Origin of the sequence: Amycolatopsis thermalba, from assembly GCF_023376025.1 — a bacterium.
In the GTDB taxonomy this organism is placed as follows: domain Bacteria; phylum Actinomycetota; class Actinomycetes; order Mycobacteriales; family Pseudonocardiaceae; genus Amycolatopsis_E; species Amycolatopsis_E thermalba.
This window is the reverse complement of sequence record NZ_CP091196.1, coordinates 583,084-603,668: the sequence shown is the minus strand read 5'-3', so window position 1 is coordinate 603,668 and position 20,585 is coordinate 583,084. Positions and strand designations below refer to the sequence as shown.

The window sequence follows — 20,585 nt, the reverse complement described above, 5'->3', positions numbered from 1 at the left end:
TCGTGAGCGACCTGGTCGCCGAGATCATCCGCCACGCCGCCGATCACACCGCGCTGTCCGACGAGCTGCACTTCGCGGCGCTGGCTCCGGCCGAGCGGGACCAGCTCGACCACGGCCGGGCGAACGTGTTGCGGGCGCTCCGGCTGCCGCCGGACGCGCACGTGCTGGAGGTGGGCGCGGGGCACGGCGCGGTGACGCGATACCTCGGTGAGCGGGTGGCGCGCGTCGACGCGGTCGAGCCGGACCACGCGGACGTCGTGCGGGCCCGGACCGCCGATCTGCCCGGGGTGCGGGTGCTCGACGCGGTTCCCGGCGACCAGTACGACCTGGTCGTCGCGGCCGGCGTCGAGCACGCGGACCGGGTCAAGCCCGGCGGCGTGCTGTGCCTGGCCGTGCCGAACCGGCTGGGCGTCAGCCGGCCTGGTGGGCAGTCGCGCCGCCACTGGGAGCGGCAGCTGACCGAGGCCGGGCTGACCGTCCACAAGGTCCTCGGCTGCCTGCCCGACCACCGGATCACGCGTGCCGTGATCACCGCCGAGCTGCTGGAGCACCACCCGCGGCTGGCGGTCGAGCTGGCCGGCCGGGACGAGCGCTGGGCCGAACTGGTCGAGGGCGGGCTCGGACTGGACACCGTGGACGGTCTGCTGTTCCTCGCCTCGGCCGGGGAACCCGCCGTGGACCTGTGGCCGGAAGACGTGCTCGCCACCTACTTCAACACCGACCGCGCGGCCCGCTGGTGCACCCGGGCGGACGTGGTCGGCGGCGAGATCCACCGCACTCCCCTGCTGCCGCAGGAACCCGGCCCGGTCGCCGTGCGCGAGTGGACGGACGTCGTGGTGGACGCCCCGGCCCTGCCCGAGGTGCTGATCGAGCAGCCGTGGCGCGCCGCGGAACTGCTGACCGCGTGGGCGGAGCTGGTGCGGGCGGACCCGTCGTGGGACCTGATCCCGGCCAACGTGCTGGTGACCGACCCGCCGCGGGCGATCGACCTGGAGTGGGTGCGCGCCGGGACCACCGCCGAGCAGGTGATCGACCGCGGCCTGCTGCTGCTCGCCGACGAGCTGGCCCGGGCGGGCTGGACCGGCGCCGCGCCCGGCACGACGGTGCGGGACCTGGCCGCGTGGCTCGGTGTCCTGCTCGACCGGCCGACCGCGTTCGTCGACGCCGCCGCCGAGCGCGAGGCGGAGTTCCAGGCGATCCGCCGCTGCGGCATCACCACGGGACCTGGTCTGGACCACGAACGGGACGCGATGCGCCTGGCCTGGCGCCGCCGTCTCGCCGAAGAAACCGGACGGCACCCCGCCGGACCGACCGAGCTGGACGCGCGGGTCGCCCACACGATGGCGCGCGTCGACCGGATCATCGCGCCCGGCGACTCGATGTTCCGCGGCAACACCGAGCACTACTTCGCGGTGGCGGGGCAGGCGTTGCGGGCGTGCCTGCACGGCCTGGAGGCCGCCGGGCGGCCGGCGCCGCGGCGGGTGCTCGACTTCGGCTGCGGCTACGGCCGGGTGCTGCGCACGTTCCGCGCCGCCTTCCCGGACGCCGAACTGATCGCCTCGGACATTGAAGCCGACGGCGTCGAGCACTGCGTGCGGTTCTTCGGCGCGATCGGGCTCCCCGCGTCGGTGCGCATCGAAGAGATCCCGCAGGTCAGCGACATCGACCTGATCTGGTCCGGCTCGGTGCTGACCCACCTGGACATCGCGGCGTGGGACGCGCTGCTCGGCTACTTCGAGCGCGCGCTCGCGCCGGGCGGGGTCGCGGTGGTGACCACGCACGGCCGCCGCGTCGCGTGGCGCATGGCCAACGGCGGCGAGTACGGCCTGACCGCGCGGGACCACGCCCGGGTGCTGGCGGACCACCGTGACCACGGGTTCGGCTACGCGGACTACCCCGGCCAGCCCGGGTACGGCATCTCGCTGAGCACGCCGGAGTGGGTGGCCGGGCACGTCCTCACCCCGCGCTTACGCCTGGCCGGGTATGTCGAGGCGGGCTGGGACGGTCACCAGGACGTGCTGATCCTGGTCAAGGACGCCGAAGAGACGTTGAAGGCGGGACGATGAACACAGCGGCCGGGTTGGTGCGGCCGGGACGGCCGGTGGGGCACCTGTTCGAGCTGCGCGGCTGGGTCACCGCGGGCGAGACCGTGACCGTCCACATCGGAGCGTCCGAGGCCGGGGTGCGGCGGCAGGACACCGGCACCGAGCCGCCGGGCACGACCGGCCTGCTGATCCGCACGCCGGATCCGGTGCCGACCGGGCGGCACGAGGTCGTGGTGCGCGCCGCGAACGGGGACGCGCTGACCAGCGCCGTCGTCGAGGTCGGCCGCTTCGGTGACGAGGAACCGCTGCGGCTGTACGAGATCGACACCCCGAAGCACGGCGACAACCCGCAGGGCGACGTGGTGTTCGTGCGCGGCTGGGTGCTGCTCGATTCGCGGGCGCCGTCGCTGGTCGAGGTCCTCGTCGACGGCGGCGAGCCGATCCGCGCGCGCACCCGCCTGCCGCGGCCGGACGTGGCCGACCACCTGCCGGACTTCCCGGACGCCGGGGTCAGCGGGTTCGAGGCGCGGGTGCCGATCGACCTGCCCGCCGGGGAGGACCGCGCGCTGTCGGTGCGGGTGCGCGTCCGCGGCGAGCTGTCCGGCGAGTGGACCTCCGAGGCGCGCGAGGTCGTGCTGTCCAACCCCGCCGCGGAGGATTCCGACGTCAAGCTGGCCGCCCACCTCGCGGAACGCACGCGCGCGGCGCTGACCCGCCCACGCGGCACCACCGATCCGCGGCACGTGCTGGTCTTCACGCACAGCCTCGCGGTCGGCGGCGGGCAGTTGTGGTTGCAGGAGCTGCTGGACCGGCTCGCGACCCGGCACGGCTGGCGCATCACGGTGATCACGCAACTGGACGGCGAGCTGCGCGCCGACTGCGAGGCGCACGGCATCGACGTGCACCTGACCTCGCCGTACCGGGTGCACGACGTCGCCTCCTACGAAGGGCACATCGCCGAGCTGGCCCAGTTCGCGCGGGGCACCGACGCCTCGGTCGCGCTGGTCAACACGCTGGGCGCGTTCCCCGGCGCGGACGCGGCGATCCGGGCCGGGCTGCCGACCGCGTGGGTGCTGCACGAAAGCTTCGACCTCAACGACTTCTCGTACCAGAACTGGGGTCCGGCCGGTCTGCTGCCGCCGGTGCGCGACCGGTGGGTGAGCACGCTGCGCGAGGCGGACCGGTTGCTGTTCGTCGCCGACGCCACGCGCGAGATGTTCCTGCCGTTCTCCAGCCCGGCGCGCTGCCGCACGATCCGCTACGGCACGCCGATGGTCACGTACGGCGGTCAGGTGTCCGAACGCGACCGTCGCGCCGCGCGGCGGAAACTCGGCATCCCCGAGGACACCACGCTGCTGCTCAACGTCGGCGTGCTGGAACCACGCAAGGGCCAGGGCCTGCTGATCAGCGCGATGGACCGGGTCCGGCGCGCGCACCCGGGGATCCGGTTGAGCATCGTCGGCCACCACCCGTCGCCGTACGGGCTGGCGCTGGCCGAGTTCACCGAGCGGGCCGGCCTGACCGACTGGGTCGACCTGGTGCCGATCCAGCGCGACCCGACGCCGTGGTTCGAGGCCGCGGACATGTTCGTGAACAGCTCCGACGTGGAGTCGCTGCCGCGCTCGATCCTGGAGGCCGTGTGCTGCGGCCTGCCGGTCGTGGCCAGCGACGTGTTCGGCGCGCGCGAGATGATCACCGACGGGCACAGCGGCTGGCTGTTCGAGCCCAACGACGCGGACGCGCTCACCGTCGCGCTGCTGCGCGCCCTGGACACCCCGGCGGACCGGCGGCGCGCGATCGCCGCGGCCGCCTACGAGAAGCTGCACGGCTGGCTGGACCCGGCGGGCTACGCCGCCGAGTACGCCGACGTGCTCACCGAGCTGGTGAAGGAGCGGGGATGACCGACGAGCTACCGGGTGCGGTGCGAGCCGAGCTGACCCGGCTGCGGGCCGAGCGGGTCGCGTTCACCGAGGAGCGCGAACGGTTGCGCACCGAGCTGCGCGAGTCCGAGCTGCAGATCCGCGAGCTGGCCCGGCACCGCGACGAGCTGGTGAAGCAGGTCGAGAAGCTCTCCGGCGTCACCGAACGCGCCGAGCAGGCCGACGCGCTGGCGCGGGACGTCCTGGTCGCCCGCGCCGAACGCGATTCGCTGCGCGCCGAGCTGGCCGAGACCCGCGCCGAGCGGGACCGGCTGCGGCTGCGGCTGCTCGACGCCGAGCTGCAGCTCTCCGGCGCGGCCCCGGCGGAGGCGCCGGTCGCCGAGAGCGGCACGCTCGCCGCCGAGCAGCGGGCCGCCGAACTGGCGCGGGAACTGGACGCGACGCGGGCGACGGTGAGCTGGCGGGTCACCGCGCCGCTGCGGGCCGTGCGGCGGCGGACTTCATGACCGTCCAGCTCTGCTTCGTGTCCGCGACCGGCGGCTCCGGGTTCATGGCCGAGCTGCTGGAGGTCGTCGCCGACGCGGTGCGCCGCGCCGGGTTCCGCGCGACCACGGCGACCGGCCGCTACCCGGACGCGGACGCCGACACGGTCTACGTCGTGGTGCCGCACGAGTACTTCGTGGTGACGCCGGAGGCCGACCAGCCGACCGAGGAGCAGCGGCGCCGCACGATCGCGTTCTGCGTCGAGCACCCGGGCACGGCGACGTTCGAGCGCAGCGCGTCACTGGTGCCGACCCTGGCCGGTGCGGTGGACATCAACCACGACTCGACCGCCGAGCTGCGCCGTCGCGGCATCCCGGTCGAGCACTTCCAGCTGGGCTACTCGCCGCTGTGGGACGCGTGGGGCGGCGACCCGGACAGCGCCCGCGAGATCGACGTGACCTACCTCGGCACCGCCGAGCGGCGCCGGTCGATGCTGCTCGCCTCCTACGCTTCGGACCTGGCGGACCTGCGGGTCCGGCTGCTCACCCCGCCGCACGAGCCGATGGGCCCGCGCCGGGTCGACTTCCTGCCCGGCGAGGCGAAGTTCCAGCACCTGGCGAACTCGCGGTTCCTGCTCAACCTGCACCGCGAGCGGTCCCGCGCGCTGGAATGGGTGCGGGTGCTGGAGGCGCTGTGCAACGGCTGCGTGGTGCTGACCGAGCCGTCCACGGACCTCGCGCCGCTGGTGCCCGGCACGCACCTGGTCGTCACGCGGGCGGAGTCGCTGGGCGCGGCCGCCGCCGCGCTGGCCGCGGACCCGCAGCGGGAACGCGACCTGCGTCAGGCTGGGTACGAGTTCGTGCGCACCGCGCTGGACCCGCTGGCGTCCGCGAAGACGCTGGTCGAGCTGGCCGAGCGGGTGCTGACCGCCTCGCCCGGCGTGCCCGCGAGCGCGCCGCTCGCCGAGACCGGCGGCATCGACGAGCCGCGGCCGTTGGCGATCGACACCCCGTCGTGGGACGTGCGGTTCGCCGGCACCCGGTCGCTCGGCGCCCCCGCCGAGAACCCGCCCCTGGCCACCCGGATGGGGCAGCAGACCGCGGACGCGCGCCGCACGTCCGGGGTGGAATGGCTGCCCTCGGTGGTGCCGACGGTGTTCCCGGACGCCGATCGGACGGATGTCGACGTGCTGCTGGTCCGTCGTCCGGGTGAACCCGATCCGGACCCGCTGGTGCGCGACCTGCTCGCCGGCACCGTGCTCCCGCGGCGGATCCTGGTCGGCGAGGACGGTGTCGCGCCGCGGCCCGCTCCGCGCCCGGCCGACCTGTTGCGCCACGAGCTGCCGCTGGGCCGCGGCTACACGCGCAACCAGCTGCTGGAACGCTCGTCCGCGCCGTGGCTGCTGGTGCTCGACGGCGGGATGCGGGCCACGCGCCGGCTGCTGGAACGGCTGGTCGCCGCGTCCGACGGGGTGGACGTCGTGCACTGCCCGGTCGCCGACCCGATCGAGGGCCTGGTGGGCGCGCTGCCGCCGGAGGAGCGCCGGCTGGCCGAGCTGCCCTACCTCGGCAGCGGGTACCTGGTGCGGCGCGAGCTGCTCGACTCGTTCGGCGGCTGGACCGAGGATCCGCTGGCCGACGGGCTGGAGGACCACGTCTTCTGGCGGCGGCTGGCCACCCGCGGCGTGCCGACCGCGCTGGTCCAGCAGGTCCTGCTGAGCCGGCTGCGGCCCGATCCGGCGCCCCGCCCGGTGGACCTCGACCCGCACCGCGTCTGGTCGCTGACGCGCATCCTCGCAGGTGAACCCATCGGGTGAGATCCGCGTGTCACGCAACCTCCTCCCACTCTCGCGCGCCTGCTGAGCAGAGCATCGGGGGCGGGAAGGAGGCCCGGGATGTGGGTGCAGATCGGCCTCGTCGGCCTGCTCGGCGTGGTGTTCCTGGTGCGGCTGGTGGCGGTGCTGCGTCACCGTGAGCCGCGCGGGGTGACCAAGCCGGACTCGTAGGCGAGCACCACGAGCTGGGCGCGGTCACGCGCGCCGAGTTTCGTCAGGATGCGGCTGACGTGCGTGCGCGCGGTGGCCGGGGAAATCACCAGCTGCGCGGCGATCTCGTCGTTGGACAGGCCACCGGCGACCAGGGCCAGCACCTCGCGTTCGCGGTCGGTGACCTGGCGGACGGCGGCGGTGTCGATGCGCCGGTTCTCCGGGCGGCCGACGAACTCACTGATCAGGCGGCGGGTGACGGTCGGGGCGAGCAGCGCCTCGCCGGAGGCGACCACCCGCAGCGCGCGGAGCAGTTCGACCGGGTCGGTGTCCTTGAGCAGGAACCCGCTCGCGCCGGCGCGCAGCGCCTGGAAGACGTACTCGTCGACGTCGAAGGTGGTCAGGACCAGGACCTTCACCGCGGCGAGGTCGGGATCGCCGGTGATCTCGCGGGTCGCGGTGAGCCCGTCGACGCCGGGCATGCGGATGTCCATGACGACCACGTCCGGCCGGTGTTCCCGGGCGAGCGCAAGCGCTTGCGCACCGTCCGCGGCCTCGCCGCAGACCTCGAACCCGTCCTCGGTCTCCAGCAGCACGCGGAACCCGGCGCGCACCAGCGCCTGGTCGTCGGCGAGCACGACCCGGATCACGTCTCCTCCAGGGGTAGTTCCGCGCGGACCTCGAAGCCGCCGTCGACCACGCGGGCCTCGGCTCTGCCGCCGAGGGTGGCGGCGCGTTCCTGCATGCCCCGCAGGCCGTTGCCGATCGCGGGAGTCTCGGCGCCGCGGCCGTCGTCGCGCACCACGAGGGAGAACCGGCCGTCGTGGCGGGCGAAGCGGATGTCGACGGTGCGGGGCTGGTTGGCGTGCCGGACCACGTTGGTCAGCGACTCCTGCAGGATCCGGTAGGCCGCGCCGTCGACCGGGGCGGGCAGGTCGCCGGGCGAGCCGTGGACGCGGACGGTGAGGCCGGTCGCGCGGGTGTGGTCGAGCAGCTCGTCGAGTTGCCGCAGGCTGGGCGCGGGGCCGAGGCCCTGGCCAGACCGCAGGACGGTGACCGTGGCGCGCAGGTCGGCGAGCGCGGCGGCGCTGGCCTCCTTGATCGCCTGCAGCGCGGCGACGGCCTGGTCCGGCCGCCGGTCCGCGACGTGCACCGCGACGCCGGCCTGGACGTTGATCATGGCCAGGCTGTGCGCGACGACGTCGTGCACCTCGCGCGCGATGCGCAGCCGCTCCTGCTCGGCCAGCCGGGACTGCCGCTCGGCGGCCTCCTGCTCGGTCGCGCGCTTGGCCGCGACCCGGTTGCGCACGGCGGTCCCGATGCCGACGACGGCGACGAGCCACACGACGAACAACCCGGCGCGGGCGTCGAGCACGAGTTCGCCGCCGCGGGCGAGGTAGACGACCAGCCCGGCCACGATGACGACCGCCCCGGCGACCCCCGCGACGAGCGGGCCCCGGACGCGGGTGAGCACGAAGAGCGCGATGGTCGGCACCACGACGGCGGGCCCGCCCGGGTGGCCCGTGCTGTAGTAGGCCCAGGTCAGCGCGGCGGTGACGAGGAAGACCGGCAACGGATACCGCCGCACCACGACCAGCGGCAGCGCGGCGCCGGTGAGCCACAGGTAGCCGGGCAGGTCGAGCGGATGCCCCTGGGACCGGCCGGCCACGGTGGTCGCCCCGAGGACGAACGCCAGCGGGACGAGGGTGAGCACCACGTCCACGAGGGCCGGCCACCGGCGCGGATCACGCACGCCCCCGAAGCTACGGCAGACGACAGCACAGCGCGTCCGTCGAAAAGCGGCTCTTGGATTACGACTCGGGCGGTACACGGCCGGTCAGGGCAGGCGCGGCAGCACCGCGCGCCACGCGTCCAGCTCGCGCCGCACCTCCTCGCGCCGCACCTCCTCGCTCCGCACCTCCTCGCTCCGCACGCGGTGGGCGATCGCCACGGCGGGTGCGACCACGTTGCGCGCCCGGCGCAGGCTGCGCATCTCGTCGAGGTCCTCGGCGCGCAACGACCACTCGACCGTCAGGACCGATCACCCCCGGCCTTTTCCCACACCGGCGGCCCCACCCGGACCTGGATCTGCCGGTTGCGGTCCCGGTGGTCGGCGATCGTGCCGTGGATCGGTTCGCCCACCGCGGGCCACTTCGAATGGTCGAACACGTCGTTGCCGCCCGGCCGGTAGCTGATGGCGTCGATCAACGCGGGCACGTTCCCGGGCAGGGACACGACCATGCCGAACGGCAGGTGTTGTTCGACCACGGCCTCCACCGCCGAGCCGATCGGGAAGCGTTCCTTCGCAGCCGCCCACTCCGCGTCGTTCATCATCGATGCCACTTTCTCGGGTACTGGTTGAGTTCTTCCACTCGAGACGCGGGGATCTCGACCTCGGTCAGCGGCCCACCCTGGTACGGCTGTTCGTACCGGGCGAACCGATCCGCGTACTCCGACGCCGGAATCCGGATCTCGATGACGCCTTCACCGTAGTGACCGGCATAGGTGTCGGCGAGTTCCCGGTCCCGGGCGAAGAAGGCGCCCGCCGCCCACGGCCCGGTCCCGCCGTAGTCGTCCGCGTTGTAGCCGTGGTCGTACTGCTGCTGCCCCAGACCTCGTTGCGGCGCCTTGTAGAGCGGTACGTACTCCTCGTCGGCGCCATCCGGTCCATCCGGGCCGCAGCCGTCCGCCGCGGTGAGCCCGAGCGGGTCCACCCAGCTGGTCGGGTTCGGCACGTACGCCTGCGGGTTGAACCCGCCCTCGAGCCCCAGCGGATCGTTGCTCGCGTACCGACCGGATTCCGGGTCGTAGTAGCGGTGGACGTTGTAGTGCAGACCGGTTTCGTCGTCGTGGTACTGACCGGCGAACCGCAGCGGTGTCGCGGCCCGGTTCCGCAGCCGGGACAACGCCGCGCCCCACAGCGTCCGGTGGCCTTGCCACGCGAGGCCGCCGTGCGGATCGACGAGCTCGGTCGGTGTTCCCACCAGGTCCGTGACGATCGAGTAGAAGGCGCGGTCGACCCACTGCCGCGCGCCGTCCGCGCCGAACTCCCGCTCGATCTGCGCGAGGGGCCGCCGCCCGCCCGGGTCGTGCTCCCACGAGATCGCGGTGGCATCGCTGTCGATCTGTTCGATGAGGACGGTGCCGTCCCAGAAGAAGTCGGTTCGTTCGACGACCGTGGTGCCGTCCGCGGCCAGCCGCAGTTTCGCGATCCGGCGGCCGAGCGCGTCGTAGAGGTAGCGCCACCGCGTGCCGTCCGGCGTGACCACGGCGACCAGCCGGTCGTCGGAATCCCAGGTGTAGTGCCACGTGTCGGGTTTCGCGGACAGGCGCTTCTTCTGCCGGAACGTCACCCGCCCCTGCCGGTCGTACCCGTACCGCACGCGACCGGCCGAGAGGACGAGCGAACCCTGGTACTCGCGTGGGCCCTGGTCCTCGGCGCCCGCCCAGCCGGCGGCCCGGATGTTGCCCGCGGGGTCGTAGGCGTAGCGCTCGCTGCCGGCAGTGCCGGTGACCTGCTCCACGCGGCCGTTCGCGTCGAGTTCGAACTGCCGCACACCCGCGATGTCGTCCTCGACCGCGCGGACGAACCCGTCCGGGCGGTAGTGGTACCGGCGCTGGTACAGGTTCCGCATCGCCCCCTGGGAGCGGTCCGTCACGCTCGCCACGGTCTGCGAGCTCAGGCGGTGTGCCGGAGTCCAGGTCTGCGCGAGCGTGGTCCCGCTGTCCAGCAGCCGCTCCACCTCACGACCGGCAGCGTCGAAACCGAACGAAAACGTCCGCCCACCCGTGCGGAGCGAGACCGGACGATGGGTCGTCCCGTAGTCCCAGAAACTCTCCACACCCGAGGGCGTCCGGCGGTAGGTCCGACGCCCGGCAGCGTCGTAGGCGAACACCGTGGAGCGGCCGTTGATCGTCTCCACGAGCACCCGGCCGGCCGGATCCCGTTCGAAACGGACGTCCGCGTGCTCGTTGCGGGCCCGGATCAACCGCCCCGCCGGGTCGTATTCGAACGTCGCGACGCCGTCGCGGGACCGCCGCTCGACGATGTTGCCCAACGCGTCCCGCACGAACAGCGTGGTCTCGCCCGCGCCGTTCGTGCGCGCCACGAGCTGGCCCGCCGCGTCCCGCTCGTACCGGATCGTGCGGCCGTTGTAGTCGGTCTCGGCGACGAGCCGCCCCGCCTGGTCGTACTCGTAGGTCCACTCCGCGCCCAGCGGGTTGCGGACCGCGCGGAGCCGCATTTCGCTGTCGTAGCGGAATTCGAACCGGGAACCGTCCGGCCCGGTCTGGGCGGCGAACCGGTCGAAGTGGGTCGTCTCGACACGCGTCACGTTGCCGTTCGCATCGATCCGATCGACCTCGTTGCCCTCGCCGTCGTAGGACCACCGCTCGGTGGCGCCGTCGGAATGCGTACGGGACAACAGCTTGCCCTCGACCGTCCAGCGGAGGTGCGTCTCGCCGCCCACCGGGTCCAGCACGACGGACACCCGCCCGAACTGGTCACGCTGGTATCGCGTGACACCGCCATCCGGCTCGGTGACCGCCGTGAGCAGTCCCGCGGCGTCGGTCGCCCGGCGCACCACGTTGCCGAAGTGGTCGGTGATCGTGGCCAGGTGCCCCGATTCGTCGTACCCGTACCTGGTGATGGCGCCCGTCGGGTCGACGACGACGGTGCGGTTGCCCGATTCGTCGTACTCGTAGCGCCAGACGGACCCGTCCGGATCGACGGCGGTCGCGGGCAGGCCCTGTTCGTTGTACTCGATGAGCGCCTGGGTGCCATCCGGACGGGTGACCGCGGCGAGGTTGCCGAGTTCGTCGTAGCGGTAACGCGTGGTCCGGCCCAGCGGGTCGGTGTGGGCGAGAAGCCGGTGGTAGCGGTCCCACTCGAACCGGGTCTCGTTGCCCAGCGGGTCGATCTCACGGATGAGCTGGTTGAACTCGTTGAAGTGGTACCGGCTGACCTCGCCCAGCGAGTTCGTCTCGGTCGTCACCCGGTTGTCGGTGTCGTAGTCGAGGGTGCCGGCGAGCGCGTCGCCGGAGCCCTCGGTCCGGACGCACCGCCCCCGGTGGTCGTAGGTGTAGGCGTACCACTCACCGTTGCGGTCGTCCCACCGCGTGATCCGCCCGGCGTGGTCGTAGGCGAACCGCAGCGGACGGCCGGACGAGTTGACGACCTCGGTGAGGTGGCCGTCGTCGTAGGCGTACCGCACGAGCGGAATCCCGTCCGTCCGCGGATCGTGCAGCCGGAGTTCGGCCACCCGCCCCTCGGACACCAGGACGTCGACCTGGTAACCACCGGAGTGCCGGACCGCGCGCAGCACACCCGAGGGATCGCGGTCGAACTCGATCCGGTCGGACCGGTCCTCGATGGCGCTCAGTTCGGCGGTGCCGGCGCGGGCGGGGGCGAACCGGAGAACCCGGCCCGTCTGCGACTGCCTGATCGTGTATCCACCGTCGGTGGTGCGCGACAACGGCCACCGCGCTCCGGCGGCCGCGTAGACCTCGCCGTCGGCCGGCGGTTCCGGGTACACGAGGATCACGCCGTCCGGCCCCGCGTAGCACACGCCGTGCTCGTCGAACTCCAGACGCTGGTCCAGTGTGGACGCCCAGGACGGGCCGAACAGACGCCCGGACCGATAGGACGAGACGTGGACGCGTTCCAGGACCAGCGGCAGTACGCCGGGGAGGTGCACGTCCTTCTGGACGAGGTACATCTCGCCCGTCGCCATGTCGATCGGCTCACGCCGGCCGCAACGACCGACCGGCTCCTGGGAACGCAGGTCGGGATCCGCGGCGTCCTGGCGGAGCGGAGTTCCCGAGCCGTCGCCGGGCCGGGTGGTGCCTGGGGTGCCGTCCGCGCCGTCGGGGCTGTTGGGAGCGTCCGGGCTGGTCGGGCTGTCCAGGTCCGGCGTGTCGACCTTCCCACCGCCGCCGGACGCGGCCGAAGGAGTGGTGCCATCACCGCCGCCGAGTTTGCGGCCGATCTTGCTCAGCTTCTGGATGATCTCATCCAGCTTGCCGATGACCCGGCTGATCCGCGGCGACACGTTCCCGACCGTCTTGACCAGCTTCCGGATGAAATCCGCAATCCGAGTCACCGCCGACGAAATCGCCGCCGTCGCCTGCGCCGCGATCAACGGCGTCGCAAACCCCAACGTGCACGCCGCCTCCAACGCCCACGTGATCAGCTTCCCCACCAGCTCGGCCACGATGTCGCGCACCATCTCGCGCACGAAACCCACCACCGTGCCCATGATCATCACACCGGTGGAGATCCCATCCGCCAACGCCGCCGCACCCGCCAGCGCCTCCGCCTGCTCCGCCCCCGACCGGCGATAGGTATCCGCCCCCTGACCGGCCCACCCCGCCGTACCACCCTCGACCTCGTTCTTCAAATCCCCCGCGACCACACCCACCTCGGCCGCCACATTCGCCCAGGTATCCGAAAACGACTGGATCACCGGCGGATCCCCCGCCAACCAGTCCAACGCCTCCTTCAACGGCCGCACGTGCTCGATCAACCACGCCACCCCGTACTGAGCCAGCGTCCCCAGCGGATCGATCACCATCGACAGAACCTCGAGACCAGTGCCCAACGCACCCAGCCCACCCTCGACCCACGACCCGTCCTTCACCCCGTTCGACAGGTCCTGCGCCGACTCCAGAATCCCGATGCCAGTGACCGCCGTCGTCTGGGACTGCGCCTGCGCCACCAGCGGGTTGCCCTCGGTCATCCGTCCCCCAATCCTCCGGGGTACGACGGAACCAGCCCGCCTACCGGTTCCGCAAGATCAACGCGCCCGCAACTCGGCGGTCGTCTCGCTGTCCGCGGGGGTGTAGGTGGTCAGCCGGACTTCGGAGTGCCTGCCGAACCACAGGTGGGTGAAGTCGAAGGTGAGCAGGCCGGCTTCCGGGTGCACGAACACCTTCGTCAGGTTGCACAGCGGCTGCACGTCGTGCTGGTTCCACACCGCCTCGAACTCCGGGGACTCCTGCCGCAGCCGCTTGACCAGCGCCTTCCAGCCCGGTTCGGCGATGTGCTCGGCCATCGAGGCGCGGAACTGCGCGACCGTGCGCGGCATCCCGTCCGCCCAGTCCCGCAGCCGCGCGCGCCACCTCGGGTTCGTGAAGCACTGCAGCAGCGAGTTGCGGTCCTCGAACGGGATGCTGTCCACGTCCATCAGCCAGTCGAAGGCGGCGTTGTAGGCGAGGATGTCGGTGCGCGCGTTCTGCACCACGGCGGGGAACGGCTCCAGCTGGTCCAGCATCGCCCGGACCTGGGGCGTGACGACCGTGCGGTCCACCTCGATCGGGGGTTCCGGCAGGCCGGCGAGGGTGTAGAGGTGGCTGCGCTCGTACGGGTCGAGCCGCAGGGTGCGCGCGATCGCGTTCAGCACCTGCTCCGACGCGCGGATGTCGCGGCCCTGCTCCAGCCAGGTGTACCAGGTGACGCCCACCCCGGCGAGCTGCGCGACTTCCTCGCGGCGCAGCCCGGGCGTGCGCCGACGGCCGCCGGAGGGCAACCCGACCTGCTCGGGCGAAATCCGTTCCCGCCGGCTGCGCAGGAACGACGCCAGCTCACGACGGCGGATCTCATCGGTGGAGGCGGCCAGGGCGGTGGTCATGATCCCAGCCTGACACGCCACCGACCCTGTTACCAGGTAGTCCGGATACCTGGATAAGCACTCACTGGTACCAGTCTCCAGCCGCGTTGATCGTGGTAGTCATGACGACAACCCTGGCGCCGCCGAGACCCGGCCGGCACTGACCCGAGGCGGGCTGTCCACCGTCCTGCTGGGGGCGGCGCTGGCGCCCATCGACCTGTTCATCGTCAACGTCGCACTGCCCACGATCAATGCCGACCTGCACACGACCACCGCCACCCTGGAGTGGATCGTCGCCGGGTACGGCATCGCGTTCGCCCTGCTGCTCGTCGTCGGCGGGCGGCTCGGGGACGCGTTCGGCCACCGCCGCGTGTTCTCGCTCGGCCTGGCCGCGTTCACCCTCACCTCGCTGGTCTGCGGGATCGCGCCGACCGCCGGGGTCCTCGTCGCGGCCCGCGTGGCCCAGGGCGCCGCGGCCGCGCTGATGGTGCCGCAGGTGCTCTCGATCATCCAGGCCACCACGACCGGCGAGCAGCGCTCGCGCACGATCGGCTACTACGGCGCGACCGGTGGAATCGCGATGGTCGTCGGGCAGCTACTCGGCGGCGTCCTGGTGTCCGCCGACCTGGCAGGCAGCGGCTGGCGGCCGATCTTCCTGGTCAACGTGCCGATCGGGGTGCTCGGCCTGGTCCTGGCCCGCCGCCTGCTGCCGGAGACCCGGGCGCGCAACCCGCTCGGCGTGGACGGCTGGGGCACCGGACTGCTCGGGCTGACGCTGCTCACGCTGCTGGTCCCGCTCATGGAGGGCCGCGCGCTGGGCTGGCCCGCGTGGTGCTGGGTGCTGCTCGCCGCGTTCCCGTTCGCCGCGGCGGCCTTCGTGACCGTGGAACGGCGGCTCGAAGCGCGCGGGGTGACGCCGCTGCTGCCGCCGTCGCTGGTGCGGATGCCGAGCGTGGGCCGCGGGCTGTCCGTCGCGGTGCCGTTCTTCCTCGGCTTCGGCGGGTTCCTGTTCGTCTACGCACTCGTGTTGCAGGACGGGCTGCACCTCGGCCCGCTCGCCTCGGGCCTCGCGCTCACCCCGATGGCCGTCGCGTTCCTGGTGATGTCCCTGCTCAGCAGCCGGTTCGTGGCCCGGCTCGGCCACCACGTCATCGTCCTCGGCACCACCGTGCAGGTGGTCGGGCTGCTCGCGTTGATCGGCGCGGTGCTGCTGTCCTGGCCGGACGTCACCGTCCTCGCCCTGACCCCCGGCATGCTGGTGACCGGCGCCGGGCAGGGGCTCGCCGGGCCGACGCTGGTCCGGGTCGTCCTGTCCCGCGTGCCGTCGGAGAGCGCGGGCGCGGGCAGCGGGATGCTCACCACGACCCAGCAGAGTTCGCTCGCGCTGGGGGTCGCGACGCTGGGCACGTTGTTCGTCGCGCTGACCGGCACGTGGGGCGTGGCGGGTGCGTTGCTGCTGGTCACCGGCGTGCAGGCGGTCATGATGGTAGGCGTGGCGGTGAGCGCGCGCCGGCTGCCGGACCCGCGCGGCTGAAAATCCGCCCGGAGACGTCGGAGAAGCGCCGTCCCGGACGACGATGGGGGTGTGAGCGAACCGCGGGTACGACCGGACCCGGCCTTCGCGCTGCTCGACCTGTACGAGACGGCGCTGCCGGAGGTGTACGGCTACCTGCTCGCGCGCTGCGGCGACCGGGGCGTGGCCGAGGAGCTGACCTCGGAGACGTTCCTCGGCGCCGTGAGCGCGTGCCGGAACCCGGGCGCCCCGCCGGTGAGCACGCCGTGGCTCATCGGGGTCGCCCGGCACAAGCTGGTCGACCACTGGCGGCGGCGGGAACGCGAGGAGCGCGGGCTGCGCGTGGTGCACGAGACGGAAGCCGCCTCGGTGGACCCGTGGGACGCCGAACTGGACGCCCTGCTGGCCCGCGAGGTGCTGGAGTCGCTGGGCGCGCACCACCGGGCCGCGCTGACGCTGCGGTACCTGGACGGGCTGCCGGTGCCGCAGGTCGCCCGGCTGCTGGGCCGGACCGTGCACGCCACGGAAGCGCTGCTGGTCCGGGCGCGAGCCGCGTTCCGGGCCGCCTACCGGGAGAAGGAGGTGCGGAATGACTGACCCCTTCGACGCCCTCCGCGCCCCCGTCCAGCCGGTCGACCCCGATCCGCGGTTCGCCGCCGAGCTGCGCGAGCGCCTGCGTCGCGCTGTGTTGAACGGAGGAGAGATGACCAGCACGGAAGCACCCGCACGGGCGGAACTGCACTCGCTGACCCCGTATCTCGCCGTGTCCGACGCGCGGCGGGCCCTGGACTTCTACGTGGAGGTGTTCGGCGCGCAGCGCCGCGGCGACCCGATCGTCATGCCGGACGGCCGGATCGGGCACGCCGAACTGGTGATCGGCGACACCGTCCTGATGCTGGCCGAGGAGTTCCCCGAGATCGGTCACGTCTCGGCGGCCGGTGGCGCGAGCGTCCGCATCGAGGTGTCCGATGTGGACGCCGCGGTGGAGCGCGCCGTCGAGCGGGGCGCGCAGGTGCTCGACCCGGTCTCCGACCGCGGGCACGGCCGCTCCGGCTCGATCCGCGACCCGTTCGGCCAGCGGTGGCTGCTCGCCCAGGCGCCGGTCCGCGCCAGCGGCCAGGACACCGCGCGGCACGGCCAGGCCATGTACTTCACGTTCCAGGTCCCCGACGACGAGGCCGCCAAGGCGTTCTACGGCAGCGTGCTCGGCTGGCAGTTCTCGCGTGGTTCCGTCGAAGGCGCCTGGGGTTTCGAAGGACCCGGCCTGGAGGGTGGCCTGTGGGGCGGGCCGCGGCAGGTCGGCTGGAAGCTGATGTACGCCGTGGACGACGTGCCCGCCGCGGTGGAGCGGGTCCGGGCCGCCGGCGGTCAGGTGACCGAAGTGGACCGGAAGCCGTACGGCCTGACCGCCGACTGCGTGGACAACCAGGGCATCGAGTTCTGGCTCTGGCAGCCGTGAGTCAGCCGGGCAGGGCGACGCGGGCCGGGCGGGGGCGGCCGAGCCCCACATAGGACAGTCCGGCGCCGGTGATGGTCCGCGGCTCCAGCAGGTTCCGCGTGTCCACCACCCCGTCGCCCTGCATCAGGTCCGCCGTGTAACCCCAGTCCAGCTTGGTGAACTCGGCCCACTCGGTGAGCACGACGATCGCGTCGGCGTCCTTGGCCACCTGGTACGGGTCGTCGACCACGGTCATGCCGGGCAGCGCCGCGCGCACCGCCGGGTCGTAGGCGGTGACCTCGGCGCCGTGCGCGGCGAGCATCGAGGTGACCGACAGCGCGGGCGAGTCGCGGAGGTCGTTGGTGCCGGCCTTGAACGCCAGGCCCAGCACCCCGATCCGGGAACCGGCCAGGCTGCCGCCCACCGCGCCGGCGATCTTCGCGACGATCCGGTCCCGCTGCGCGATGTTCTCCACGATCGCCGCGGTCAGCAGCGAGAAGTCGAACCCGACCGACTCGGCGACCTGCACCAGCGCGTGCGTGTCCTTGGGCAGGCACGAGCCGCCCCAGCCCGGGCCGGGCTTGAGGAACGACCGGCCGATGCGGCGGTCGTAGCCCATCCCCTCGGTCACCGACACGATGTCCGCGCCCAGCCGGTCGCACAGTTCGGCGATCGCGTTGACGTAGGACAGCTTCATCGCGAGGAAGCAGTTCGCCGCGTACTTGACCAGCTCGGCGCTGGCCGCGTCGGTGATGACGTTCGGCGCGGACAGGTCGCGGTACAGGTCGGCGATGCGCCGGGCGGCGTCCTCGTCGTCGGAGCCGACGACGATCCGGTCCGGGTGCAGGAAGTCGGCGACCGCGGTGCCCTCGCGCAGGAACTCGGGGTTGGCGACCACCGGCACGTCGTCGCGGCCGAGCAGGGCGCGGATGCGCTGGGCGGTGCCGACCGGGACGGTCGACTTGGTGACCACCGCGCACCCGGACGGCAGGACGTCGGCGATCTCGCCGATCACCGCTTCGACGGCCCGTAGGTCGGCGGCGCCGCCCGCGCCCATCGGGGTCGGCACGCACAGGTAGACCGCGTCCGCACCGGCCACCGCGTTGCGGGACCCGACGACGAACCGCAGCCTTCTCGCGGCGAGCCCGCGCGTGACCAGTTCCTCCAGGCCGGGTTCCAGGATGTCCACCCGTCCCGCGGCGAGCCGGGCCACCTTGACGTCGTCCACGTCCACGCAGGTCACCTGGTGTCCGAGGGCGGCGAGGCAGGCCCCGGTGGTCAGTCCGACGTATCCGGTGCCGATCACGACGATGCGAGCTCCGCTCATGAGCCGACGGTGACAGCCGGAGTTGACCGCAGTCCTAACGGAAGTCGTCCGCGCCGAATACGTCGCGCGACGGGTGAGGAGGGCCACGCCGGTGCCACGCAAACGAGCGTTAACCTCATGGGCAGAGCAGAGTGGCCGGCCACGGAAGGAACCGTTCATGCAGATCAAGGACACTGCCGCGATCGTCACGGGTGGCGCGTCGGGCCTCGGCGGCGCCACGGCGAAGGCGCTCGCCGCGCGGGGCGCGCACGTGTTCGCCCTGGACCTCGCCGCCGGGATCGAGAAGGCGGAGAAGGTCGAGGGGATCACCTACGTCGAGGCGGATGTCACCGACGGTGACCAGGTGGCGGCGGCGGTGGAGCAGGCCGCGGGCGGCGCGGTGCCGCTGCGGGTCGTGGTGAACTGCGCCGGGATCGGGCCGTCCGCGCGGATCCTGTCCAAGAAGGGCACCCACGACCTGAACCTGTTCCGCAAGGTCATCGAGGTGAACCTGATCGGCACCTTCAACGTGACGACCCTGGCCGCCGAAGCGATCGCCAAGACCGAGCCCGTCGAAGACGGCGCGCGCGGCGTCATCATCAACACCGCTTCGGTCGCCGCCTTCGACGGGCAGATCGGGCAGGTCGCGTACTCGGCGTCGAAGGGTGGCGTGGCCGGGATGACCCTGCCCGCCGCCCGCGACCTGGCCTCGCACGGCATCCGGGTCATGACGATCGCGCCGGGCATCATCGACACCCCGATGCTCGCCACCGTTTCCGAGGAGTTCCGCGCCGGCCTGGCGGCGGGCGTGCCGTTCCCGAAGCGCCTCGGCCGGCCCGACGAGTACGCCCAGCTCGCGGTGAACATCGTCGAGCACGACTACCTCAACGGCGAGGTCATCCGCATGGACGGCTCGCTGAGGATGGCCCCCCGCTAAAGGGTGTTCCGGAAGCGGCTTGCGTAGCGGCGCAGGTAGCGGAACCTGAGACGGCCCCTGGCTGTGGGATCGCCTCCTCATGTATGGCCGATACACCACGTCGGCGCTGTCCTCGCCAGGAGCCGCCTCAGAACCCGCGGCGGTGCCGGTTGACGGCCCGCGCAAGCGGCTCCGCCGCTTGTGAAGAACCTAGCCGCGCAGGGCGAGGGCCTGGGTGTCGGTGCCGGCGCTGACGTGCAGGATCGCGTCGGCGCCGTCCACCGTGTCCTGGTCCAGCGGGAAGTAGCCCTGCATCGGGTTGGTGTCGGTGCGGACGTCCGCCGGCGCGATGTCCCGCGCCGGCACCACACCCCAGGTCCCGATGCGGCGCTGCAGCAGCCCCTCGAAGGTCTCCGGCCGGGGCTCGCCCAGCTCGATCGCCCTGCTGCGGCCCAGGCTGCCGACGATCAGCCGGTACCGCTCGCCCACCAGCGACGACACGATGGCGCCCGCGCTGGACCAGTTCACGTCCATCGGCCCCATGCGCATGTGGCTCTCGTTGCGCTGCAGGTGGCGGTTCTGGGCGAAGACCAGCACCGGGCCGCGCTCGATGTCGCGGATGTCGAGCAGGTTCTGGGCCATCATCGCGTCGCGGAACGCGCTCATGCGGGTCCAGCGCGCGGTGTCCGCGCCGGGTTCGGCGGCCTGCCGGTGGTAACGCAGCAGGCCGAGACCCGCGGTGAGGTGGATCCTGGCCCGGTGCCACGCGGCGCGCGAGGTCGCCGCGATCAGCATCGGCGCGCTCGCGTGGAGGGTGACGAGCATGTCATCGGCGAGCACCCGGAGCCGGTCGGCCTCCGATGTGGCGCCGGGCGAGGAAGCCGCGTCCATCACCGCCTCCGTGCGGCTCCACCGTTCGTCGTCGCCGGTGAGGCCCGCGATGTCGTGGTCCAGGCCCAGGTAGTCGCGGGCGTGCTCCAGGTAGGTGCGCGGGCTGGGCGCGTTCATCATCTCGGTGGAGACGTCGAAGCCGTGGAAGGCCAGCGGCCGCTCGGCGGTCTCGTTGTACTCACGCATCCACTCGACCAGCCGCCGGTTGTTGTCGAGTTCGCCGAAGCGGTGCGAGAAACCGTCGCGCAGCACCGCGTCGAGCGTGCCCACGCCGTGCTGGACGTAGTCGTTCACGGTGAGCGCGGCGACGCGATCGGTCTCCAGGGCGATCCCGGTGAACCCGAGATCGGCCAGCTGCGCGAAGAGCTCGTTGCGGATCCGGGCGAAGGCCGACTCCAGGTGGGTGGGCTCGCCGAGGGCCAGGAAGTCGACGGCCGGGGTGAGCAGTTCTCGAATGTCCATGAGCCTCAATCGTATCTTTGAAACAACGGTTGAGACTTCACCAGCGATTTCCCCGGAACA

Annotated in this window: 16 protein-coding genes; 8 read left to right on the top strand and 8 right to left on the bottom strand. The window is 72.6% G+C overall.

Going from position 1 to position 20,585, the window contains the following annotated elements; genetic code table 11:
• The first annotated feature begins 2 nt into the window (after positions 1–2).
• The 4 genes from L1857_RS03030 to L1857_RS03015 are packed head-to-tail and all read left to right on the top strand — an operon-like array spanning position 3 to position 6,224.
• Positions 3–2,066, top strand: a complete 2,064-nt coding sequence (locus L1857_RS03030; RefSeq protein ID WP_249464399.1) for a class I SAM-dependent methyltransferase — start codon at positions 3–5, stop codon at positions 2,064–2,066.
• Positions 2,063–3,946 carry a glycosyltransferase family 4 protein gene (locus tag L1857_RS03025; protein WP_249464396.1) on the top strand — a complete coding sequence of 628 codons (1,884 nt, stop codon included), beginning with the start codon at positions 2,063–2,065 and terminating at the stop codon, positions 3,944–3,946. The genes L1857_RS03030 and L1857_RS03025 overlap by 4 nt, the downstream gene beginning before the upstream one ends.
• On the top strand, positions 3,943–4,431 hold the full coding sequence (locus L1857_RS03020; RefSeq protein ID WP_094003450.1) for a hypothetical protein: 489 nt from the start codon (positions 3,943–3,945) through the stop codon (positions 4,429–4,431). The genes L1857_RS03025 and L1857_RS03020 overlap by 4 nt, the downstream gene beginning before the upstream one ends.
• Entirely contained in the window at positions 4,428–6,224 is a 1,797-nt protein-coding gene (locus tag L1857_RS03015) for a glycosyltransferase family protein (protein WP_116109751.1), read from the top strand. Before L1857_RS03020 ends, L1857_RS03015 begins: the two co-directional genes overlap by 4 nt.
• Positions 6,225–6,373: 149 nt before the next feature.
• Here L1857_RS03015 and L1857_RS03010 read toward each other — a convergent pair whose 3' ends face one another.
• The 6 genes from L1857_RS03010 to L1857_RS02985 all read right to left on the bottom strand — a co-directional run bounded on the left by L1857_RS03010 (position 6,374) and on the right by L1857_RS02985 (position 14,020).
• The gene (locus L1857_RS03010; protein ID WP_116109750.1) at positions 6,374–7,042 is read right to left on the bottom strand and encodes a response regulator; all 669 of its coding nucleotides are present in this window, start codon (positions 7,040–7,042) and stop codon (positions 6,374–6,376) included.
• Positions 7,039–8,115, bottom strand: a complete 1,077-nt coding sequence (locus L1857_RS03005; protein ID WP_249467352.1) for a sensor histidine kinase — start codon at positions 8,113–8,115, stop codon at positions 7,039–7,041. The genes L1857_RS03010 and L1857_RS03005 overlap by 4 nt, the downstream gene beginning before the upstream one ends.
• A 114-nt stretch (positions 8,116–8,229) precedes the next feature.
• Positions 8,230–8,409 (bottom strand): hypothetical protein, encoded by a 180-nt coding sequence (locus tag L1857_RS03000; protein WP_116109748.1) that lies wholly within the window; start codon positions 8,407–8,409, stop codon positions 8,230–8,232.
• A 14-nt stretch (positions 8,410–8,423) separates the two neighbouring features.
• Positions 8,424–8,726 (bottom strand): RNA-binding protein, encoded by a 303-nt coding sequence (locus tag L1857_RS02995; RefSeq protein ID WP_116109747.1) that lies wholly within the window; start codon positions 8,724–8,726, stop codon positions 8,424–8,426.
• Positions 8,723–13,129 carry an RHS repeat-associated core domain-containing protein gene (locus tag L1857_RS02990; RefSeq protein ID WP_249464393.1) on the bottom strand — a complete coding sequence of 1,469 codons (4,407 nt, stop codon included), beginning with the start codon at positions 13,127–13,129 and terminating at the stop codon, positions 8,723–8,725. The genes L1857_RS02995 and L1857_RS02990 overlap by 4 nt, the downstream gene beginning before the upstream one ends.
• A gap of 57 nt (positions 13,130–13,186) precedes the next feature.
• A complete protein-coding gene (locus L1857_RS02985; protein WP_116112812.1) occupies positions 13,187–14,020 on the bottom strand; it encodes a helix-turn-helix transcriptional regulator in 834 nt (277 codons plus the stop codon).
• A 139-nt stretch (positions 14,021–14,159) separates the two neighbouring features.
• Here L1857_RS02985 and L1857_RS02980 point away from each other — a divergent pair, with 139 nt between their 5' ends.
• Genes L1857_RS02980 through L1857_RS02970 form a run of 3 tightly spaced genes read left to right on the top strand, consistent with a single transcriptional unit; the run spans position 14,160 to position 16,971 of the window.
• Complete coding sequence (locus L1857_RS02980) at positions 14,160–15,533, top strand: MFS transporter (RefSeq protein ID WP_240323333.1); 1,374 nt, start codon at positions 14,160–14,162, stop codon at positions 15,531–15,533.
• Positions 15,534–15,584: 51 nt separating this feature from the next.
• Positions 15,585–16,109, top strand: a complete 525-nt coding sequence (locus L1857_RS02975; protein ID WP_116112807.1) for an RNA polymerase sigma factor — start codon at positions 15,585–15,587, stop codon at positions 16,107–16,109.
• Positions 16,102–16,971, top strand: coding sequence for a VOC family protein (locus L1857_RS02970; RefSeq protein WP_116112805.1), 870 nt, complete (start codon positions 16,102–16,104; stop codon positions 16,969–16,971). Before L1857_RS02975 ends, L1857_RS02970 begins: the two co-directional genes overlap by 8 nt.
• A gap of 1 nt (position 16,972) precedes the next feature.
• Here L1857_RS02970 and L1857_RS02965 read toward each other — a convergent pair whose 3' ends face one another.
• A complete protein-coding gene (locus L1857_RS02965) occupies positions 16,973–18,277 on the bottom strand; it encodes a UDP-glucose dehydrogenase family protein (protein WP_249464390.1) in 1,305 nt (434 codons plus the stop codon).
• A 157-nt stretch (positions 18,278–18,434) separates the two neighbouring features.
• Between L1857_RS02965 and L1857_RS02960 the strand changes: the two genes are divergently transcribed.
• On the top strand, positions 18,435–19,193 hold the full coding sequence (locus tag L1857_RS02960) for an SDR family NAD(P)-dependent oxidoreductase (RefSeq protein WP_094003437.1): 759 nt from the start codon (positions 18,435–18,437) through the stop codon (positions 19,191–19,193).
• 189 nt (positions 19,194–19,382) lie between these two features.
• On the opposite strand, the gene L1857_RS02955 is transcribed toward L1857_RS02960, so the two are convergent.
• Positions 19,383–20,525, bottom strand: a complete 1,143-nt coding sequence (locus L1857_RS02955; protein WP_116112801.1) for an erythromycin esterase family protein — start codon at positions 20,523–20,525, stop codon at positions 19,383–19,385.
• Positions 20,526–20,585: the final 60 nt, after the last annotated feature.